Annotated in this window: 12 protein-coding genes, 1 tRNA gene, 2 pseudogenes and 1 riboswitch; of the genes and pseudogenes, 11 read left to right on the forward strand and 4 right to left on the reverse strand. The window is 56.0% G+C overall.

What is annotated here, in order from left to right:
* Positions 1–15: 15 nt before the first annotated feature.
* The 4 genes from pheT to KHO49_RS11440 all read left to right on the forward strand — a co-directional run bounded on the left by pheT (position 16) and on the right by KHO49_RS11440 (position 3,202).
* Positions 16–2,394, forward strand: a complete 2,379-nt coding sequence (gene pheT / locus KHO49_RS11425; RefSeq protein ID WP_213665024.1) for a phenylalanine--tRNA ligase subunit beta — start codon at positions 16–18, stop codon at positions 2,392–2,394.
* A 3-nt stretch (positions 2,395–2,397) separates the two neighbouring features.
* A complete protein-coding gene (gene ihfA / locus KHO49_RS11430) occupies positions 2,398–2,700 on the forward strand; it encodes an integration host factor subunit alpha (protein WP_002553164.1) in 303 nt (100 codons plus the stop codon).
* The gene (locus tag KHO49_RS11435) at positions 2,681–3,037 is read left to right on the forward strand and encodes a MerR family transcriptional regulator (protein ID WP_007920509.1); all 357 of its coding nucleotides are present in this window, start codon (positions 2,681–2,683) and stop codon (positions 3,035–3,037) included. The genes ihfA and KHO49_RS11435 overlap by 20 nt, the downstream gene beginning before the upstream one ends.
* Before the next feature lie 88 nt (positions 3,038–3,125).
* Positions 3,126–3,202, forward strand: a tRNA-Pro gene (locus tag KHO49_RS11440).
* Positions 3,203–3,527: 325 nt separating this feature from the next.
* Here the strand turns inward: KHO49_RS11440 and KHO49_RS11445 are convergent.
* Complete coding sequence (locus KHO49_RS11445; protein ID WP_213665025.1) at positions 3,528–4,682, reverse strand: alpha-hydroxy acid oxidase; 1,155 nt, start codon at positions 4,680–4,682, stop codon at positions 3,528–3,530.
* A 94-nt stretch (positions 4,683–4,776) separates the two neighbouring features.
* On the reverse strand, positions 4,777–5,694 hold the full coding sequence (locus KHO49_RS11450) for a LysR substrate-binding domain-containing protein (RefSeq protein WP_213665026.1): 918 nt from the start codon (positions 5,692–5,694) through the stop codon (positions 4,777–4,779).
* A gap of 356 nt (positions 5,695–6,050) precedes the next feature.
* Here KHO49_RS11450 and KHO49_RS11455 point away from each other — a divergent pair.
* Together KHO49_RS11455 and KHO49_RS31290 are read left to right on the forward strand one after the other, a co-directional pair.
* Positions 6,051–6,956: pseudogene (locus tag KHO49_RS11455) on the forward strand (ABC transporter substrate-binding protein); the annotation flags it as partial.
* Between the two features lie 104 nt (positions 6,957–7,060).
* The gene (locus KHO49_RS31290; protein WP_283776993.1) at positions 7,061–7,195 is read left to right on the forward strand and encodes a hypothetical protein; all 135 of its coding nucleotides are present in this window, start codon (positions 7,061–7,063) and stop codon (positions 7,193–7,195) included.
* Between the two features lie 156 nt (positions 7,196–7,351).
* On the opposite strand, the gene KHO49_RS11460 is transcribed toward KHO49_RS31290, so the two are convergent.
* Positions 7,352–8,467, reverse strand: coding sequence for a branched-chain amino acid ABC transporter substrate-binding protein (locus KHO49_RS11460; RefSeq protein ID WP_249735505.1), 1,116 nt, complete (start codon positions 8,465–8,467; stop codon positions 7,352–7,354).
* A gap of 257 nt (positions 8,468–8,724) precedes the next feature.
* On the opposite strand from KHO49_RS11460, the gene KHO49_RS11465 reads away from it, so the two are divergent.
* From KHO49_RS11465 to KHO49_RS11480, 4 genes are all read left to right on the forward strand, one after another.
* Positions 8,725–9,630 (forward strand): LysR family transcriptional regulator, encoded by a 906-nt coding sequence (locus KHO49_RS11465; protein ID WP_110596821.1) that lies wholly within the window; start codon positions 8,725–8,727, stop codon positions 9,628–9,630.
* A gap of 197 nt (positions 9,631–9,827) precedes the next feature.
* The gene (locus tag KHO49_RS11470; protein ID WP_213665028.1) at positions 9,828–11,294 is read left to right on the forward strand and encodes an aldehyde dehydrogenase family protein; all 1,467 of its coding nucleotides are present in this window, start codon (positions 9,828–9,830) and stop codon (positions 11,292–11,294) included.
* Positions 11,295–11,473: 179 nt separating this feature from the next.
* Positions 11,474–12,043, forward strand: a complete 570-nt coding sequence (locus KHO49_RS11475) for a 3-isopropylmalate dehydratase large subunit (protein WP_213665029.1) — start codon at positions 11,474–11,476, stop codon at positions 12,041–12,043.
* A 224-nt stretch (positions 12,044–12,267) separates the two neighbouring features.
* The gene (locus KHO49_RS11480; RefSeq protein WP_349628960.1) at positions 12,268–13,044 is read left to right on the forward strand and encodes an SIR2 family NAD-dependent protein deacylase; all 777 of its coding nucleotides are present in this window, start codon (positions 12,268–12,270) and stop codon (positions 13,042–13,044) included.
* A gap of 327 nt (positions 13,045–13,371) precedes the next feature.
* Here the strand turns inward: KHO49_RS11480 and chrA are convergent, their stop codons facing one another.
* Positions 13,372–14,577 (reverse strand): chromate efflux transporter, encoded by a 1,206-nt coding sequence (gene chrA, locus KHO49_RS11485; RefSeq protein WP_110652611.1) that lies wholly within the window; start codon positions 14,575–14,577, stop codon positions 13,372–13,374.
* Positions 14,578–14,851: 274 nt separating this feature from the next.
* Positions 14,852–14,913, forward strand: a riboswitch (Fluoride riboswitch).
* 142 nt (positions 14,914–15,055) lie between these two features.
* Here chrA and crcB point away from each other — a divergent pair.
* A pseudogene (crcB, locus tag KHO49_RS11490) lies at positions 15,056–15,410 on the forward strand (fluoride efflux transporter CrcB).
* The last annotated feature ends 5 nt before the right edge of the window (positions 15,411–15,415 follow it).

The following is a 15,415-nucleotide window of genomic DNA, read 5'->3' on the forward strand; positions in this document are numbered from 1 at the left end:
TATTAGGAGAGCAGGATGAAATTCAGTGAACAATGGCTGCTTGGCTGGGTTAGCCCGCAGGTGAGTCGTGACGAGCTGGTTGCTCGTCTGTCGATGGCCGGTCTTGAGGTTGACAGCGTAACGCCAGCCGCCGGTGATTTCAGTGGTGTAGTGGTGGGCGAGGTGCTGAGCACCGAGCAGCACCCAGATGCCGACAAGCTGCGCGTATGCCAGGTCAGTAACGGCGCGGAGACCTTCCAGGTGGTTTGCGGTGCACCTAACGTGCGTCCAGGCTTGAAGATCCCATTCGCGATGATTGGCGCCGAGCTGCCGGGCGACTTCAAGATCAAGAAAGCTAAGCTGCGTGGTGTTGAATCCAACGGCATGCTGTGTTCCCAAGCCGAACTGCAGATTGGCGAAGGCAGTGATGGTCTGATGGAGCTTCCGGCCGATGCTCCAGTGGGGGAGGACGTTCGCGTCTATCTGAACCTGGACGATGCCAGTATTGAGGTCGATCTGACTCCAAACCGTGGTGACTGCCTGTCGCTTGCCGGTCTGGCCCGTGAGGTCGGTGCGCTCTATGCCGCTAAAGTGCAGCGCCCTGAAGTAAAAGTGGTTGCCGTAGTGCACGACGAAGTACGCCCTGTGGAAGTGCTTGCTCCGACGGCCTGCCCGCGCTATCTGGGTCGGGTTATTCGCAATGTCGATTTGTCCAAGCCGACCCCTCTGTGGATGGTTGAACGCTTGCGTCGTGCCGACGTGCGCAGTATCGATGCGGCGGTGGACATCACCAACTATGTGATGCTCGAACTGGGCCAGCCACTGCATGCTTTCGATCTCGCCGAAATCAACGGCGGTATTCGAGTGCGCATGGCCGAAGAGGGCGAGAAACTGGTACTGCTCGACGGCCAGGAAGTTACTCTGCGTAGCGATACCCTGGTGATTGCTGACCACACCCGTGCTCTGGCAATCGCTGGCGTTATGGGCGGTGAGCACAGTGGCGTTACCGCAAACACCCGCGATGTGTTTTTGGAAAGCGCTTTCTTCGACCAGATTTCGGTTGCTGGCAAAGCCCGTTCCTATGGCCTGCATACCGATGCTTCTCATCGCTATGAGCGTGGTGTGGACTGGCAGTTGGCTCGCGAGGCCATGGAGCGTGCAACTGGCTTGTTGCTGGAGATCACTGGCGGCGAAGCTGGTCCGATCATCGAAGCTGTCAGCGAGCAGCACTTGCCATCTGTTGCACCTGTGACACTGCGCGCTGAGCGCATCACCCAGATGCTGGGCATGGAAATCGACGGTCCCGAGGTCGAGCGTCTGCTCACCGCGTTGGGCCTGACAATCACTGCCGATGGTGCAGGCCAATGGCGCGTTGAAGTGCCAAGCCACCGTTTCGATATCAGCCTTGAAGTCGACTTGATCGAAGAGTTGGCGCGTCTCTACGGCTACAACCGTTTGCCGGTTCGTTATCCGCAGGCTCGCCTGGCTCCTCAGGCTAAGGCGGAAGCGCAAGGTGATCTGCCTGCCCTGCGGCGTCTGCTGGTAGCCCGTGGTTATCAGGAAGCAATCACTTACAGCTTCATCGATCCGAAATTGTTTGAGCAGTTCAATCCAGGTGTTGAACCGCTGCTATTGGCCAACCCGATTTCGGCTGACATGGCGGCCATGCGCTCTTCTTTGTGGCCTGGCCTGGTCAAGGCACTTCAGCACAACCTGAACCGTCAGCAAGATCGCGTCCGCATGTTTGAAAGCGGCTTGCGCTTTATCGGTCAACTGGAAGGCTTGAAGCAGCAGCCAATGTTGGCCGGCGTCGTTTGCGGCAGTCGCTTACCTGAAGGTTGGGCGCAAGGTCGCGACGGTGTCGACTTCTTTGACGTCAAGGCAGATGTCGAGGCAGTGCTGGGCCTTGCTGGCGCACTGGATGAATTCACTTTTGCTCCGGGCAAGCATCCTGCGCTGCATCCTGGCCAGACTGCACGTATCGAGCGTGATGGTCGTGAGGTCGGTTATCTGGGGGCTATTCACCCGGAACTGGCAAAAAACCTCGGCCTGGATCGTCCGGTTTACGTGTTTGAGCTGGTTCTGAGCGAGGTGGCTCAAGGTCGTCTTCCGAAGTTCCACGAGCTTTCGCGTTTCCCAGAAGTACGCCGTGACCTGGCATTGCTGGCGGATCGTGACGTGGCGGCGAGCGCAGTACTGGACGTAATTCGTGAAAATGCAGGCGAATGGCTGACAGACCTCAGGCTCTTTGACGTCTATCAGGGTAAAGGCATTGATCCGCATAGAAAAAGCCTTGCCGTCGGCTTGACCTGGCAGCATCCATCGCGCACTCTTAATGACGATGAGGTGAACTCCACGACACAAAACATCCTCACCTCGCTCGAACAAAGGTTGAACGCCACGCTAAGGAAGTGACGTATGGGGGCTCTGACGAAAGCTGAAATGGCCGAACGTCTCTACGAAGAGCTAGGCCTGAATAAACGCGAGGCCAAGGAATTGGTCGAGCTTTTCTTTGAAGAAATCAGGCACGCTCTCGAAGATAACGAACAGGTCAAATTGTCCGGTTTCGGTAACTTCGACCTTCGGGATAAACGCCAGCGTCCTGGCCGCAACCCGAAAACGGGTGAAGAAATCCCGATCACGGCTCGCCGTGTGGTCACCTTTCGTCCAGGGCAGAAGTTGAAGGCCCGAGTTGAGGCTTATGCTGGAACCAAGTCATAACGACGAGCTCCCGGTCATCCCGGGTAAACGCTACTTCACCATTGGTGAAGTCAGCGAGCTCTGTGCGGTAAAACCGCATGTGCTGCGTTATTGGGAGCAAGAGTTTCCTCAACTCAACCCCGTCAAACGCCGCGGAAATCGCCGGTATTATCAGCGCCAGGACGTGTTGATGATCCGGCAGATCCGCGCGTTGCTTTATGATCAGGGGTTTACCATCGGTGGAGCGCGCTTGCGCCTTTCCGGTGATGAGGCCAAAGACGACACCACCCAGTACAAGCAACTGATCCGTCAGATGATCTCTGAGCTGGAAGATGTGCTTGTGGTGCTCAAGAAGTAATTCATCGTATTAAATACTTCCACTTTTCAAAAGCTTGCGGTATATTCCTCAACGTTTCCTGAGAAGTGAAATAGGTTTCACGCCTAGTCGGGGCGTAGCGCAGTCCGGTAGCGCACTAGCATGGGGTGCTAGGGGTCGAGTGTTCGAATCACTCCGTCCCGACCATATTTTTCAATGACTTAGCCCAATCTTCACAGGTTGGGCTTTTTCATGTCTGGAGAATACTCCTACATCTCCTCCCGCATAGTTTTTCTTCGAGTTGCTGGTATACAGCTCTCTAATTAGGGTGCGGCTTGCTGTATTTCCTGCTCTTACTTCTGGTGGCTGCTCCAGCAACCGAGAAAGTTGAGGGCCGACTCACTGGGAAAAACGGCCTCAAGGATTGGAAGATCGTTGTTTATCGTGATAGCCCTTTGCTCGAGGATTGAATCGTCCCGAGTTTTGTAGACGCTTCTATGCCTTAGCCCGAGTGCGATGGCTTTCAGATTTGTCAGGGCTTCGGATAACTTCCTGGTAACAAGATGTTGTGATCAATTTGCTGTACATCGGTGTATCCGCAAAGTGCCAGGGTCAGGTCCATTTCTTTTGCAATGATCTCCAATGCCTTGGTCACTCCTGCTTCGCCCATTGCTCCCAGTCCATAAAGATGGGCACGTCCGAGCATGACGCCTTGAGCCCCCAGAGCCAGTGACTTGATCACGTCCTGGCCACTACGAATGCCACTGTCGAACCAGACGTCAATCTGTCCACCGACTGCTTGAGCGATGGCCGGCAGCATGTTGATGCTGGAAGGAGCGCCATCGAGTTGACGCCCGCCGTGGTTGCTAACTATCAGTGCATCTGCGCCACTGGCAACGGCCAGGTGTGCGTCCTCAACATCGAGAATGCCTTTCAGAATCAGTGTTCCGCCCCAGCGATCCTTGATCCACTTGATGTCGTCCCAGCACAGCGTTGGGTCGAACTGCTCGTAGGTCCAATCGGCCAACTGACGCAAGTCATCCACGCCGGCAACGTGTCCCATGATGTTACCGAAGTAGTGACGGCGAGTGCTCAGCATGCCTTTGATCCAGCGTGGTTTAGTCAGGATGTTCAAGAGGCTGGCGGGAGTGAGGCGTGGCGGGGTACTCAGTCCGTTTTTCAGGTCTTTATGTCGTTGACCGCTCAATTGCAGGTCCAGAGTTAACACCAGGGCATCGCAGCCTGCGGCTTTAGCCCGGTCAATCAGTCGGCCCACAAACTCACGATCGCGCATCACATAGAGTTGAAACCAGAAAGGTGCCTCGATTGCGTCGGCGACGTCTTCCAGTGAGCAAATGCTGACCGTTGAGAGTGTGTAGCGAATACCGGCCGCAGTCGCAGCACGCGCCGCAAGGATTTCACCATCCGCATGGATCATCCCAGCCAATCCGGTAGGTGCTATGGCCAGCGGCATAGCCATATCAATGCCCAGTCGATTAGCTTTAAGCGATCGATTTTCGAGATTTCTTGCAACGCGCTGGCGCAGTTTGATCTTTGCAAAATCGTCCTGGTTAGCGTGGTAGGTACTTTCGGTCCAAGAGCCTCCATCGACGTAGTCATAGAACATGCGTGGTACGCGCTGCTGCGCCATTTTGCGCAGGTCTTCGATGCAAGTAACGATAGGCAATTGGACTGCTCCCGAGTGATGTTCAGAGTCAGCCTAACCGCCTGATGCATCATCAGCAGGGAAAAAATTTCACATCTCGCGAGCCGGTTTTTCCTTAGTGCGGATCACTCAAGTAACGCTGCCCGTGCTCCACGGCCTCATGGCATATCTGTGTCAACCAGTGACTGAAGGCTTGTGCGGCCTCTGATCGCTGATGCATGTGCAGTTGGTAGTGGTAGGAAGGAACACTACGAACATTGCCGACCGCGACCAGTCGCCCACTTTCCAGCCAATCACGAGCCAGCGAGGGGCGCGCGAGGACGACCCCCTGAGCGTTGGCCGCAGCCTCTAGCATCATCCCCAGATCCAGTAAGGACGGTCCCTGGTCTGGCTCGTTCAAGGCCAGGTGCGCTTGTTGAAACCAGGGTTGCCAGGGCTCTAGCGGTGAGCGCATCAGCGGCAAGCAGGCGAGCTCCTGCGGTAGCCGTATGTCTGGGTAACGGCTCAGCAGCTCTGGCGCAGCCAAGGGCTGCAAAAGCTCGTCGAGTAGCCTGTGTTGAGGCTCCACGGTGGCGCTTTCTCCAGATACCTGGATGTCTCGCAGCGGTGCTTCTGTACCAGACATGGGAGCGCTTAGTTGAATTTCCAGATCGATGTCCGGGTAATGTTGGCTATGTTCTGCAAGGCGGGGGATGAGAATCTGACGGGCAAACGTGGGTGGACAACTGAGTGTCAGGCGCTGCCTGCGTTGTGCCGGGCGTTGATGCACCGGTATGGCGATCAGTTGAGTCAGTACGGGGGTGAGTTGTTCCAGGTACATTTGCCCCTGCGCCGTCAGCGCGAGGGTTCCGCCTTGACGATCAAACAACACCAAGCCAAGCAGTTGCTCAAGACCCGCTATACGTTTTCGTAGTGCGCTTGCGGTCAGCGACAGGGCTTCGGCTGCACGCTCAAAACTCTTCAACTGCGCGGCAGTCTGAAAGGCCAGCAGTGCATCGAGAGAGGGGAGTCGATAGTCGTTGCAGCTCTTCATTCTTCATGGCCTCCTAACGACCAGAGCTCGAACGATGGTTCGGTTTTCTAGCTTTGTTTAAGGTCTATTCGGGTTTCGATCTTACGGCCCCTGAGTGAGTTGAGTCGTTCTATCCGCACAGCGGCGGAGGAAAAAGATTCCCGCCGCTTGAGCCTTTTATTCCCGATAGCAGCTTGTCACCTTGGTTAGCATCCTCTTCGAGGTTTTTTAAACCAGAAAAAGGATGATCTGCCATGTTTAAAACTGCGATAGCCAGCCTGACCCTGGTCGCCCTAGGTACTTGCGCCCAAGCCGAGGCACTGACGGTCGTCTCCGTGGGTGGAATAAACAAATAATCTCAGCAGGAGGCGTTCTACACGCCTTTTGAGAAGCAGCATTCTGTGGTCGTGCGAGCAGCGCAATACAACGGCGAAATCGGCATGATCAAAGCTCAGGTGGATACCCGAAGCGTTACCTGGGATGTCGTTGAAGTTGACCATGCGGAGTTGCAGCGCGGATGCGAGGAAGGATTGTTCGAGCGCTTGCCGGCGATTCCCGGAGTGCGCAAGGAGGACTTCGTCGAAGACGGGGTAAGCGAATGTGGGGTCGGTATTTTTATCTGGTCTACGGCTCTGGTCTATGACCCTAAAGCGGTGTCGAAATCCCCAAAAGAATGGGCGGACCTCTGGGATCTGGAGAGCTTTCCTGGCAAGCGGGCTCTGCGCAAAGGCGCGAAGCTGACTCTGGAAATCGCCCTGATGGCCGACGGCGTACCACGTGATCAGGTTTATCAGGTGCTGCGACAACCCGGTGGCGTAGACCGGGCCTTTCGCAAACTGGACCAGATCAAAACACAGATACAGTGGTGGGAGTCAGGCGCTCAGCCGATGCAATGGCTGGCGGCTGGAGATGTCAGCATGACGTCTGTGTACATCACCCGGGCAATCAGTGCCCAAAAAGAGGGATACGACTTCCCGTTAGTGTGGAATGGCAGTCTCTATGACATGGATAGCTGGGCCATAGTCAAAGGCAGCCGGAACCAGGAAGCAGCGCTGAAATTCATAGCCTTCGCGAGCTTGCCGCAGCAGCAAAAGATATTCGCCGAAAAGATGTTCAACGGTCCCACTCATAAGCAGACCATGGAACTGATCGCTGCCGAAACGCGCAATAGTTTTCCGACCTCTGAGCAGAACATGGTTCAGGCCCTGAAGGTTGATAGCGGCTTCTGGATTGATCACGGAACAGAGCTTGAAGAGCGCTTTAACGCTTGGGCTGCGCGGTAAAGCAGACTGCCCGGCACTGAAGTGTCGGGCAGAGGATACGCACACAGAACAGTAAACGGTGCGTACAGCTCATGCCCGAGAGCTGAATTCCAGAGGGGATTTCCATGCTCACAGCTTTTCCGATTCATAACGCCATGGGCGAGCATGTGTTCAAGCCCAACATGTCGTTCACCAACGAGCCAAATCCATCGCTGTATAACGAGGGCTTCGGTATCAAGTTAGGCGATACGCTGCTCTGAGTCTGGAGGTCTCAAGCAGCTTGTCCACGTTGGCGCCTGAGCTGAGGATCAGCGACCGGGAAACCGTCTGATGGATATCGTTTGCGCAGTATCCTGCGTCAGGGCAATGTCCTTGCCTCATTGTGGGGCGCCTGATCTTGGCGCCCCACAAAAAAATCAGCGCAAGGCGCTGTATTCGCCCTGATCATCCCAGCGATACATCACGAAGTCAGGCGTCGCCAGGTCTCCCTTGGCGTCCCAGCGCTTATTGCCAGCAACGGTTTTTACACTGTTGTCCCTTAGCCACTGTCCCAGTACCGCGCCGTCATGGGATTGGGTGGCTTGCATGGTCTGAGCAATGGCTTCAAGCGCCGCGTAGGCATACAGCGTGTATCCCAGAGGTTCGAATCCCTCCTTGCGCAACGCGGCTACTGCCATCTGGCTTTCACTATTTTGTCGTGCGTCTTGGCCGAAGACCATCAAGACCCCCTTGATGAACTGCCCACCACCGGCCGCAACCGGAAAGTCATCGGAGGCGATGCCATCGCCAGCCACAAAGGGAGCGTCGACCCCCGACTCGCGTATCTGTCGGACCAGGGTGCCAGCCTCCACGGCGACACCACCATAAAAGACCGCGTCCACTTGCAAGCCCTTGATCTTGGTGGCCAGGGCATTGAAATCCTTCTCGCCGCGTGTGAGGCCTTCGAACAGGACAGGTTTGATCCCCATTTCTCCCAGGCGCTGTTGTACGGCCAGGGCTACTCCCATGCCGTAGGAGTCCTTGTCATGCACGATGGCGATGCGTTTGGCCTGGAGTTGTTCATGTAGATAATTGGCAGCAACCTCACCTTGCTGGCTGTCGCGTCCGACCATTCGGGTCACAGTGTCCAGGCCACGTTCAGTGATGGTGTTGGCAGTAGACGCAGGAGTCATCATCAGGATGTTGGCGTCCGAGTAGATCTCCGAGGCGGGTAGGGTGGAGGAGGAACAGACGTGGCCGATGACGGCCTGTACATGGTCGGTATCGATCATCCGGTTGGCTACCGCCACCGCTTGCTTGGGTTCGCAGGCATCGTCTCCTTTGACCAGGACAATCAATTTGCCGTTAATGCCGCCCGCGGCGTTTATCTGTTTGGCCGCTGCGTTGGTGCCGTTCCAGACCTGCGCGCCCAGCCTGGAGTAGCTGCCGGTGAAGGGGCCGGCTACACCTATGCGGATCTCCTGATCGGCATAAGCCGCCAGTGATGAACTGAGCATCATTACCAGAGCCGTTGCTCCTGCCATCGATTTCATCGTCATGCTCCTTGCTTGATGTATGAACTCAATACGCAATCCAAGCCGACATTTGTCGGCCGGATCAGGAGGACCAAGCTACGTAACTCGAAGGAATTAAAGAATGGCTCTTGTCTTACCTTCAGGTAACCAGAGGCTTACCTATCTAAGCCGTTTCTGATCTGTCTGCTGAAGCATGGCGACAAGGGCGGTGGCACCTCTATAGTGCCGGCTCGCTGGATGTTCTGAACCTTGTGGCTTGGCTGCGGAGGTCTCTTATGAGAGTGGGTCAGGTAAGTGACATCGATATTCGGTTGCTGCGGGTGTTTCGCGCGGTGGTTGAGTGCGGCGGATTTTCCGCTGCCGAGATAGAGCTGAATATCAGTCGTGCGGCTATCAGTTTGAGCATGGCCAATCTGGAAAGCCGTCTGGGTGTTTGTCTTTGCAAACGTGGGCGCAGTGGTTTCGCTTTGACGGTTGCCGGGCAGAGCATCTACGACGCGTCACTCCAGTTGTTCGCGGCCATAGGCAATTTTCGCACCCAGGTGAACTCCGCCACCACTCAACTGCGGGGGGAGCTCAACATTGGAATTACTGACAATCTGGTGACATCGCCTCACATGCGAATGACTGAGGCACTCAAGATTCTCAGGGCCAAAGGGCCCGATATTCAGGTCAATGTGCATATGACGACGCCAAGCAGCGTGGCCCGCGGCGTATTCGATGGTCATTTCCACATTGGCGCGATACCCACTACTCACAGAGTGAATGGCTTGGACTATCGACCCTTGTATGCCGAGGAGTCGCAGCTTTATTGCAGCCATGAACACCCTCTGTTCGGGGTTGAGGATGAAAGCTCGATCCTCGAACGCTTACCCCTTTGTGACGCGGTCACCATCGCTCAATCCCAGGAACCGGAGGTCATCAAGTACTCCAAGAAGCTGAAGGTAATGGCGACGTCCAGCGATCGCGAGGGGGTGGCGTTCTTGATTCTGAGTGGTGAATACATTGGCTATCTGCCCAGCCATTACGCTCAGCGTTGGGTCGATGCTGAACGCATGCGTGCTTTGTGTCCGGAACACTACCGATACTGTACTCAGCTTTCGGTGATCACTCGCCCCGACCAAGCAGGAAACCTGCTGTTGGATCACTACCTGCAAGCCTTGGAAAGCATTGCCCCCTAGCGTTCTAGCCACGGTCAATTATCTGGTTACCTGAAGGTAAGCTCTGTGAAATCGAATTGTCAGCTGGAGCTTGGTAGCGTCCGTCCTTAGTGACTGGTCCGGCTGTGGCCGGTGGGTCCCTATGGAGAACATGTCTGGGTGGTCCGCTTTTCTTGATGTTGACGGATACCCTTAATGACTTGAACAAGGATGCTTCGATGAACACTGCTCACGCTGACGTGGTTCTGTATTTCGTCAATCCTGGGTATTTGCCTTCTGCTAGTCGTCGAACACGGGAAGTTTTCGATCCGGCGACGCTGGAGCGCATTGGAGTCATCCCGTTATGTGATAAAGCCGACGTCGACGCGGCTATCGCCGTCGCCGACGCTGCACGCATCGAGTGGCGAGCATTCGACGGCAGGGCGCGTGGCCGGTTACTGCATGAAGTCGCCGAGACCATCGAGCAGTCAGTTGAGCATGGCCTTGAGGTTGCTTGCCTGATGGGGGCGGAGACGGGAAGATCATTTTCTGACGCTATGGCTGAGCTGGCCGGTTGTGCACGGGTTTTTCGACACTACGCCGAACTGGCCAGTGAAGAGTCCAATGACGTCCTCAGTAGTTTGCGGTCTCTGACGCTGCAACACAGGCACTATGAGCCTTATGGAATCAGTGTGCATATTCTCGGAGTCAGTCAGCCGCTGCTATTGATGTGCCGAACCGTAGCGGCGTCATTGGCCGCAGGTAACAGCTGCATAGTGAAACCTGCAGAGACCGCTGCACTCTGTACTTTGAAGTTCATGGAGTACTTCAGAGGATTGCCTTCGGGTTTGGTTTCCTGTCTTCCTGGGGATGGCTTAACGGCACAATTGCTGGTGCAGTCTGCTGCTACTCACGTTGTCGCCTTTAGTGGCGGTGCCGCAGCAGCTAGCGCCGTAGCCGTGACTTGTGCGGAGCTGATGAAACCTTGTGTCATCGAGACCGGATGCAGTGCTCCGGTGATCGTTTCGCGACACGCATTGCTGGATGTTGCAGCAGCCTGTGCGGTCACTGCCGCGTTTCGTCTGGGTGGACAGACCTGTACCTCGGCAAAACGATTCTTTGTCGTGGATGAAGTACACGACCCATTTGTCGAGAGGTTTGCAGAAGGTGTTCGTGCGCTGCGTACTGGTTACAGCCGTGGTTACTCGGAGATTGGACCGTTGGTAAGCGAGGAAGCACGAAAAAAAGTGATGGGCCTTGTGGAGGATGCATTGGCCAAAGGGGCGACACGAGTCTGTGGTGGACAGATACCCGCCGATCACCCTATTGGCTGGTTTTATGAACCAACCCTTCTTACCGAGCTCAGCGATGACATGGATATTTATCATGAGGAATGTTTTGGCCCAGTAGCCGCCGTTCGCCGTGTGCGGCACTTTGATGAAGCCCTGGAGCTGGCTAATAGTTCACCCTGCAAGCAGGGGGCTGTATTGTTTTCCGGCGATTTGGCCGAAGCAATCACGGCCGCAGATCGGCTTGAGGCAGGTCTGATCTGGGTCAACAACCCTTTGATTTACAACGAGGCGTTGACGGTTGATGGATGGACGTTGTCGGGGCTCGGAAGCGACGTAGGTCTGTGCGGGCTCAACGCCTTTCGCCGATCAAAGACCGTGTTCATCAACCATCCTGCTCGAGAGTGGCAGTGCTGACCCCGTCAGCGTGTTGGCTATCACGCAACTCAGGCTGCTGGACCCGACAACGCAAGCTGTCGGGTCACGTCAGAGGTTTATGGGGGGCTCAACGGTTCAAGGCTTTGCGTGCAATCCGGCACGCGGCCAGGTCCCACGCGGCTGCCATATCGACAAGAATCGCCAGGCGGCGGTGGTGATTGAGGTGCCGCAGCTGGCGGATTTCGACGAGTCGCTGTATCCGCGGCTTCGGGGGCACCCCGGAAGCGCTGTCCCTGGCGACGCTAGAGGTTCTTGCCCACCCCCTGGAAACCATCAGGGTCAGCCGTGACGACCTGTACCGCAGTTGGCAGGCACTGAACTCGGCCGATGATCGACAGGTGGACATCATCTCCCTGGGCAACCCGCATTTTTCCCTCGACGAGTTCAAGCGCCTGGCACAACTGTGCGCCGGTCAGCGCAAGCACCCGCAGGTCTCGATCATGGTTACCTGCGGCAGGACGGTGTTCGAGCAGGCCGAGGCGGCCGGTGCGATCGATGTCCTGGCAGCCTTCGGCGTGGCGTTCATGACCGACACTTGCTGGTGCATGATCGAAAAACCGCTGCTCAAGCCCAACGCCCGCTCACTGATGACCAACTCCGGCAAGTACGCGCATTACGGTCCCGGAATTTCCGGCTTGGGCATTCACTATGCGGGGCTGGCGACCTGTGCCGAGACCGCACGTACCGGTCTGGCGCCGGCTGCAGCTCCCGCCTGGATTCGTCCGTAAGTTGATGCAGTCCGTGGCCGTATTCGTTGGGATGCGGCCATCGTCACGCAGGCCCGATCGCAGGGTCGCAGCGACCCAGAGGGTTGTGCTGCGCCAGGATGATCGTATTCGCCTGGGTCAATGCGTTTTATTTTCCGCTCAGCCGCGAGTGCCTAAACTAGGGTCATAGGTCTTTCCCGTGTTTACTCGACAGTATTCGTCGCTGCAGAGCCGAGGGGTGTCTCGTGAGCCAAATGCAAAGAGCTGCTGATGTTTTAAGTGCGTCCAAGACAATCGTTTTTTTCTCGGGTGCTGGTATCTCGGCTGAGAGCGGAATACCGACGTTTCGCGACAAACTAACTGGGTTATGGGCGAAGCACGACCCTCAACGCCTGGAAACAGCGGACGCCTTTCGGGAGAACCCGGCTCTCGTATGGGGCTGGTACTTGTGGCGGCGGCACCAGGTCAGCGGGGCAAAGCCAAACGCGGCCCACCTGTGCATTCCCCGGTTTCAAGATGCCGGCTGGGAGGTGTCCGTCATTACCCAAAATATCGATGACCTGCATGAGCGGGCAGGTTCATTGGACGTGGTTCACGTTCACGGTAGCTTGATGGGCGCGAAATGCTTTGCGTGTCACCGGCCAGGCGAATTAACACCTGACCAGCTGAGGGTTTCTGAGGAAGGACAGTGGATCGAGCCTCCTCGGTGTGAGCATTGCAACGAAAGGCTTCGGCCAGGGGTGGTCTGGTTCAAGGAGAAGATGCCCGAGGACGCCTGGCGGTCCGCAGTACGGCTCGTGAGAGATTGTGATGTGCTGATTTCAGTGGGAACTTCCGGCGTAGTCATGCCGGCAGCTGGCATTCCGGAAATGGCGCTCGCAGCCGGGGCTGCGGTGATCCATGTCAACCTTGAGGAGGTTGGATGGGTTGGCGCGGACGAGATAATGCTGAAAGGAAGTGCTGGTGTGGTATTGCCCGAGCTGCTCCTGGCGGTCGGGGGAGGCGACAACGTCACAGCTTGATGGATCTATCTAGGAAACCAGGCACGAGACGAGCATGAGGCTTTCCAAACTGAACCGCTCCGCGCGGATTTATAGCCCTTCACCGCAGTTGTTTCTGCCATCGTGACTTTCCAAGTGACCCTGGCCTTCTTCCAGGCTGAGTCATTCATGTTGTGGAACGTCGTTTCATTCCCCTCGCCATCAGGCTTGCCAAGCGGGGACGCGTAGAGCGGATGCTTTCCGCGCTGCTTCTCGATTACCGACTTGGCCAACTCCCCGACCATGGCAAGGATGCTATAGAAGGGCATTCCAACTGGACGAGAAAGCCCTACGGAGTTTGAAAGACTGTCAAAGCATGGCACTCAGCACCCATCCGGCTACACCACCACCGATCACCACCAACCAGGGCGGTTGCTTCCAAAACATCAGCGCGACCAGGCACACCAATGCCAAACCGAAGTCCTGTGGCTTAAGGATCGCGCTCGTCCATACAGGCTGATAAAGCGCCGCTAGAAGCAAACCAACCACCGCCGCATTGATCCCAAGCAACGCCGCTTGGATATGTACGCTGCGCCGCAGTTGTTCCCAAAACGGTAACGTACCAACGATCAATAGAAACGACGGCAGAAAAATGGCTAGCAAACAAATGAACCCGCCGACCCAGCCAGAGGGTTCGACGCTCATCGAAGCACCTAGAAATGCCGAGAAGGTCAAAAGCGGCCCAGGAACAGCCTGCGTTGCACCATACCCGGCAAGAAAGGTTTCATTGCTGACCCAGCCTGAAGGCACTACTTCGGCCTGCAACAATGGCAACACCACATGACCACCACCAAACACCAGAGACCCGGAGCGATAAAATGCATCTACCATGGAGAGCGTCTGACTGAGTAGCATCTGGCTCATTATCGGTAAGCCGACCAGCAAAGCGAAGAACAGTGATAACCAGAACAAACCTGCTCGGTAACCGACCTTTATAGGCAGTGGATCATGTTCGGCGGCGCGAGCTGGTTTGAATAAAAGCACGCCGGCAAAAGCCGCGACAACAATTGAGCCGATCTGCCCCCATGCAGACGGAACCAACAGCACCACACACGTCGTAATCGCCATGATCGTGATACGCAACGCATCTGGGCATAGATTCCGTGCCATTCCCCATACGGCTTGAGCGACTACCGCAACGGCCACGACTTTCAGGCCGTGCAGTACGCCAGGCGCGATGATATCGCCATGGTTGGAAATACCTAACGCAAACAGGATCAGAAGGATGGCCGAGGGCAGCGTGAAACCCGCCCAGGCGGCCAGCGCCCCAGAGTAGCCCGAACGGGAGAGTCCCAGCGCCATACCAACCTGACTACTCGCGGGGCCTGGCAAGAACTGGCAAAGTGCGACCAGGTCAGCATAGCTACGCTCAGTCAGCCATTGCCGGCGCGTGACGAACTCATCGCGGAAATACCCCAAGTGTGCGATGGGGCCGCCAAATGAGGTCAGTCCCAGGCGCAAAAAGATGAGGAATATAAAAAACGGTCGACGGTCACCTTTGCTGTTTATGTTCATGCACACGTTTTCTGCATTTAATTAGACATTGATGACGATGAGGAAAAGAGGGCTGCAAACGGGTCTGCGTCTACGAAAGCTGGGGGCGGAAAAAAGGTCGTGAATCTTCATGTCGTGGTTTTTCCTTGCGATTTGCGCCGCGTAGACCAGGGGGCGGTAGAGATACACCTCGAATCTGAGCGCCACCATAGCGTTCGATTGAGGTGTCAAAACTCATTAAGCCAGTTCATACGAACTCGTTGTACCTTGAAAGTCTTACAGTGGCTGCCATGGCATGAAAACAGAAGAGGGTATTCCTCCTTCAACCGCCTTTGTGCTGATGATGCCTACGTGAACCCTGGACAGGGTGCGTAGGTGTGCCTCCCTGTCCGCCAATTTAGGGCAGGATGGTGACTCAAAACCTCATATCAGCTCCCTGTCTTAGTACGCGGTTATTCGCATCTCCTCGGCCACTTCAGCCCAGAGGAGACACGCAACCATGTTGAAATCACTTCTAGTCATTGCTCTAGGCGCATCAGTGGGTGCTTGGTGGCGTTGGCTTTTGGGCATGAAGTTAAACGCCCTGTTTCCCTCGATTCCGCCAGGCACTGTGGTCGCGAACATGGTCGGTGGCGGCATCATTGGCCTGGCCATCGCGTTTTGGCCACATCCCCCTAAGCCCTGAATGGCGCCTGCTGATCATCACGGGCTTCTGTGGCGGCCTGACCACCTTTTCCACATTTTCCGCCGAGACAGCTGCCCTGATTCAGGAGGGCAAATGGCTGTGTTCACTCGGCTCGGTTTCATTGCACGCCGCAGGACTTCTGTCCTACCAAATGACCGGTACGCGCTGAGGAAG

The organism is Pseudomonas sp. RC4D1 (assembly GCF_018390395.1).
Lineage (GTDB): Bacteria > Pseudomonadota > Gammaproteobacteria > Pseudomonadales > Pseudomonadaceae > Aquipseudomonas > Aquipseudomonas danubii.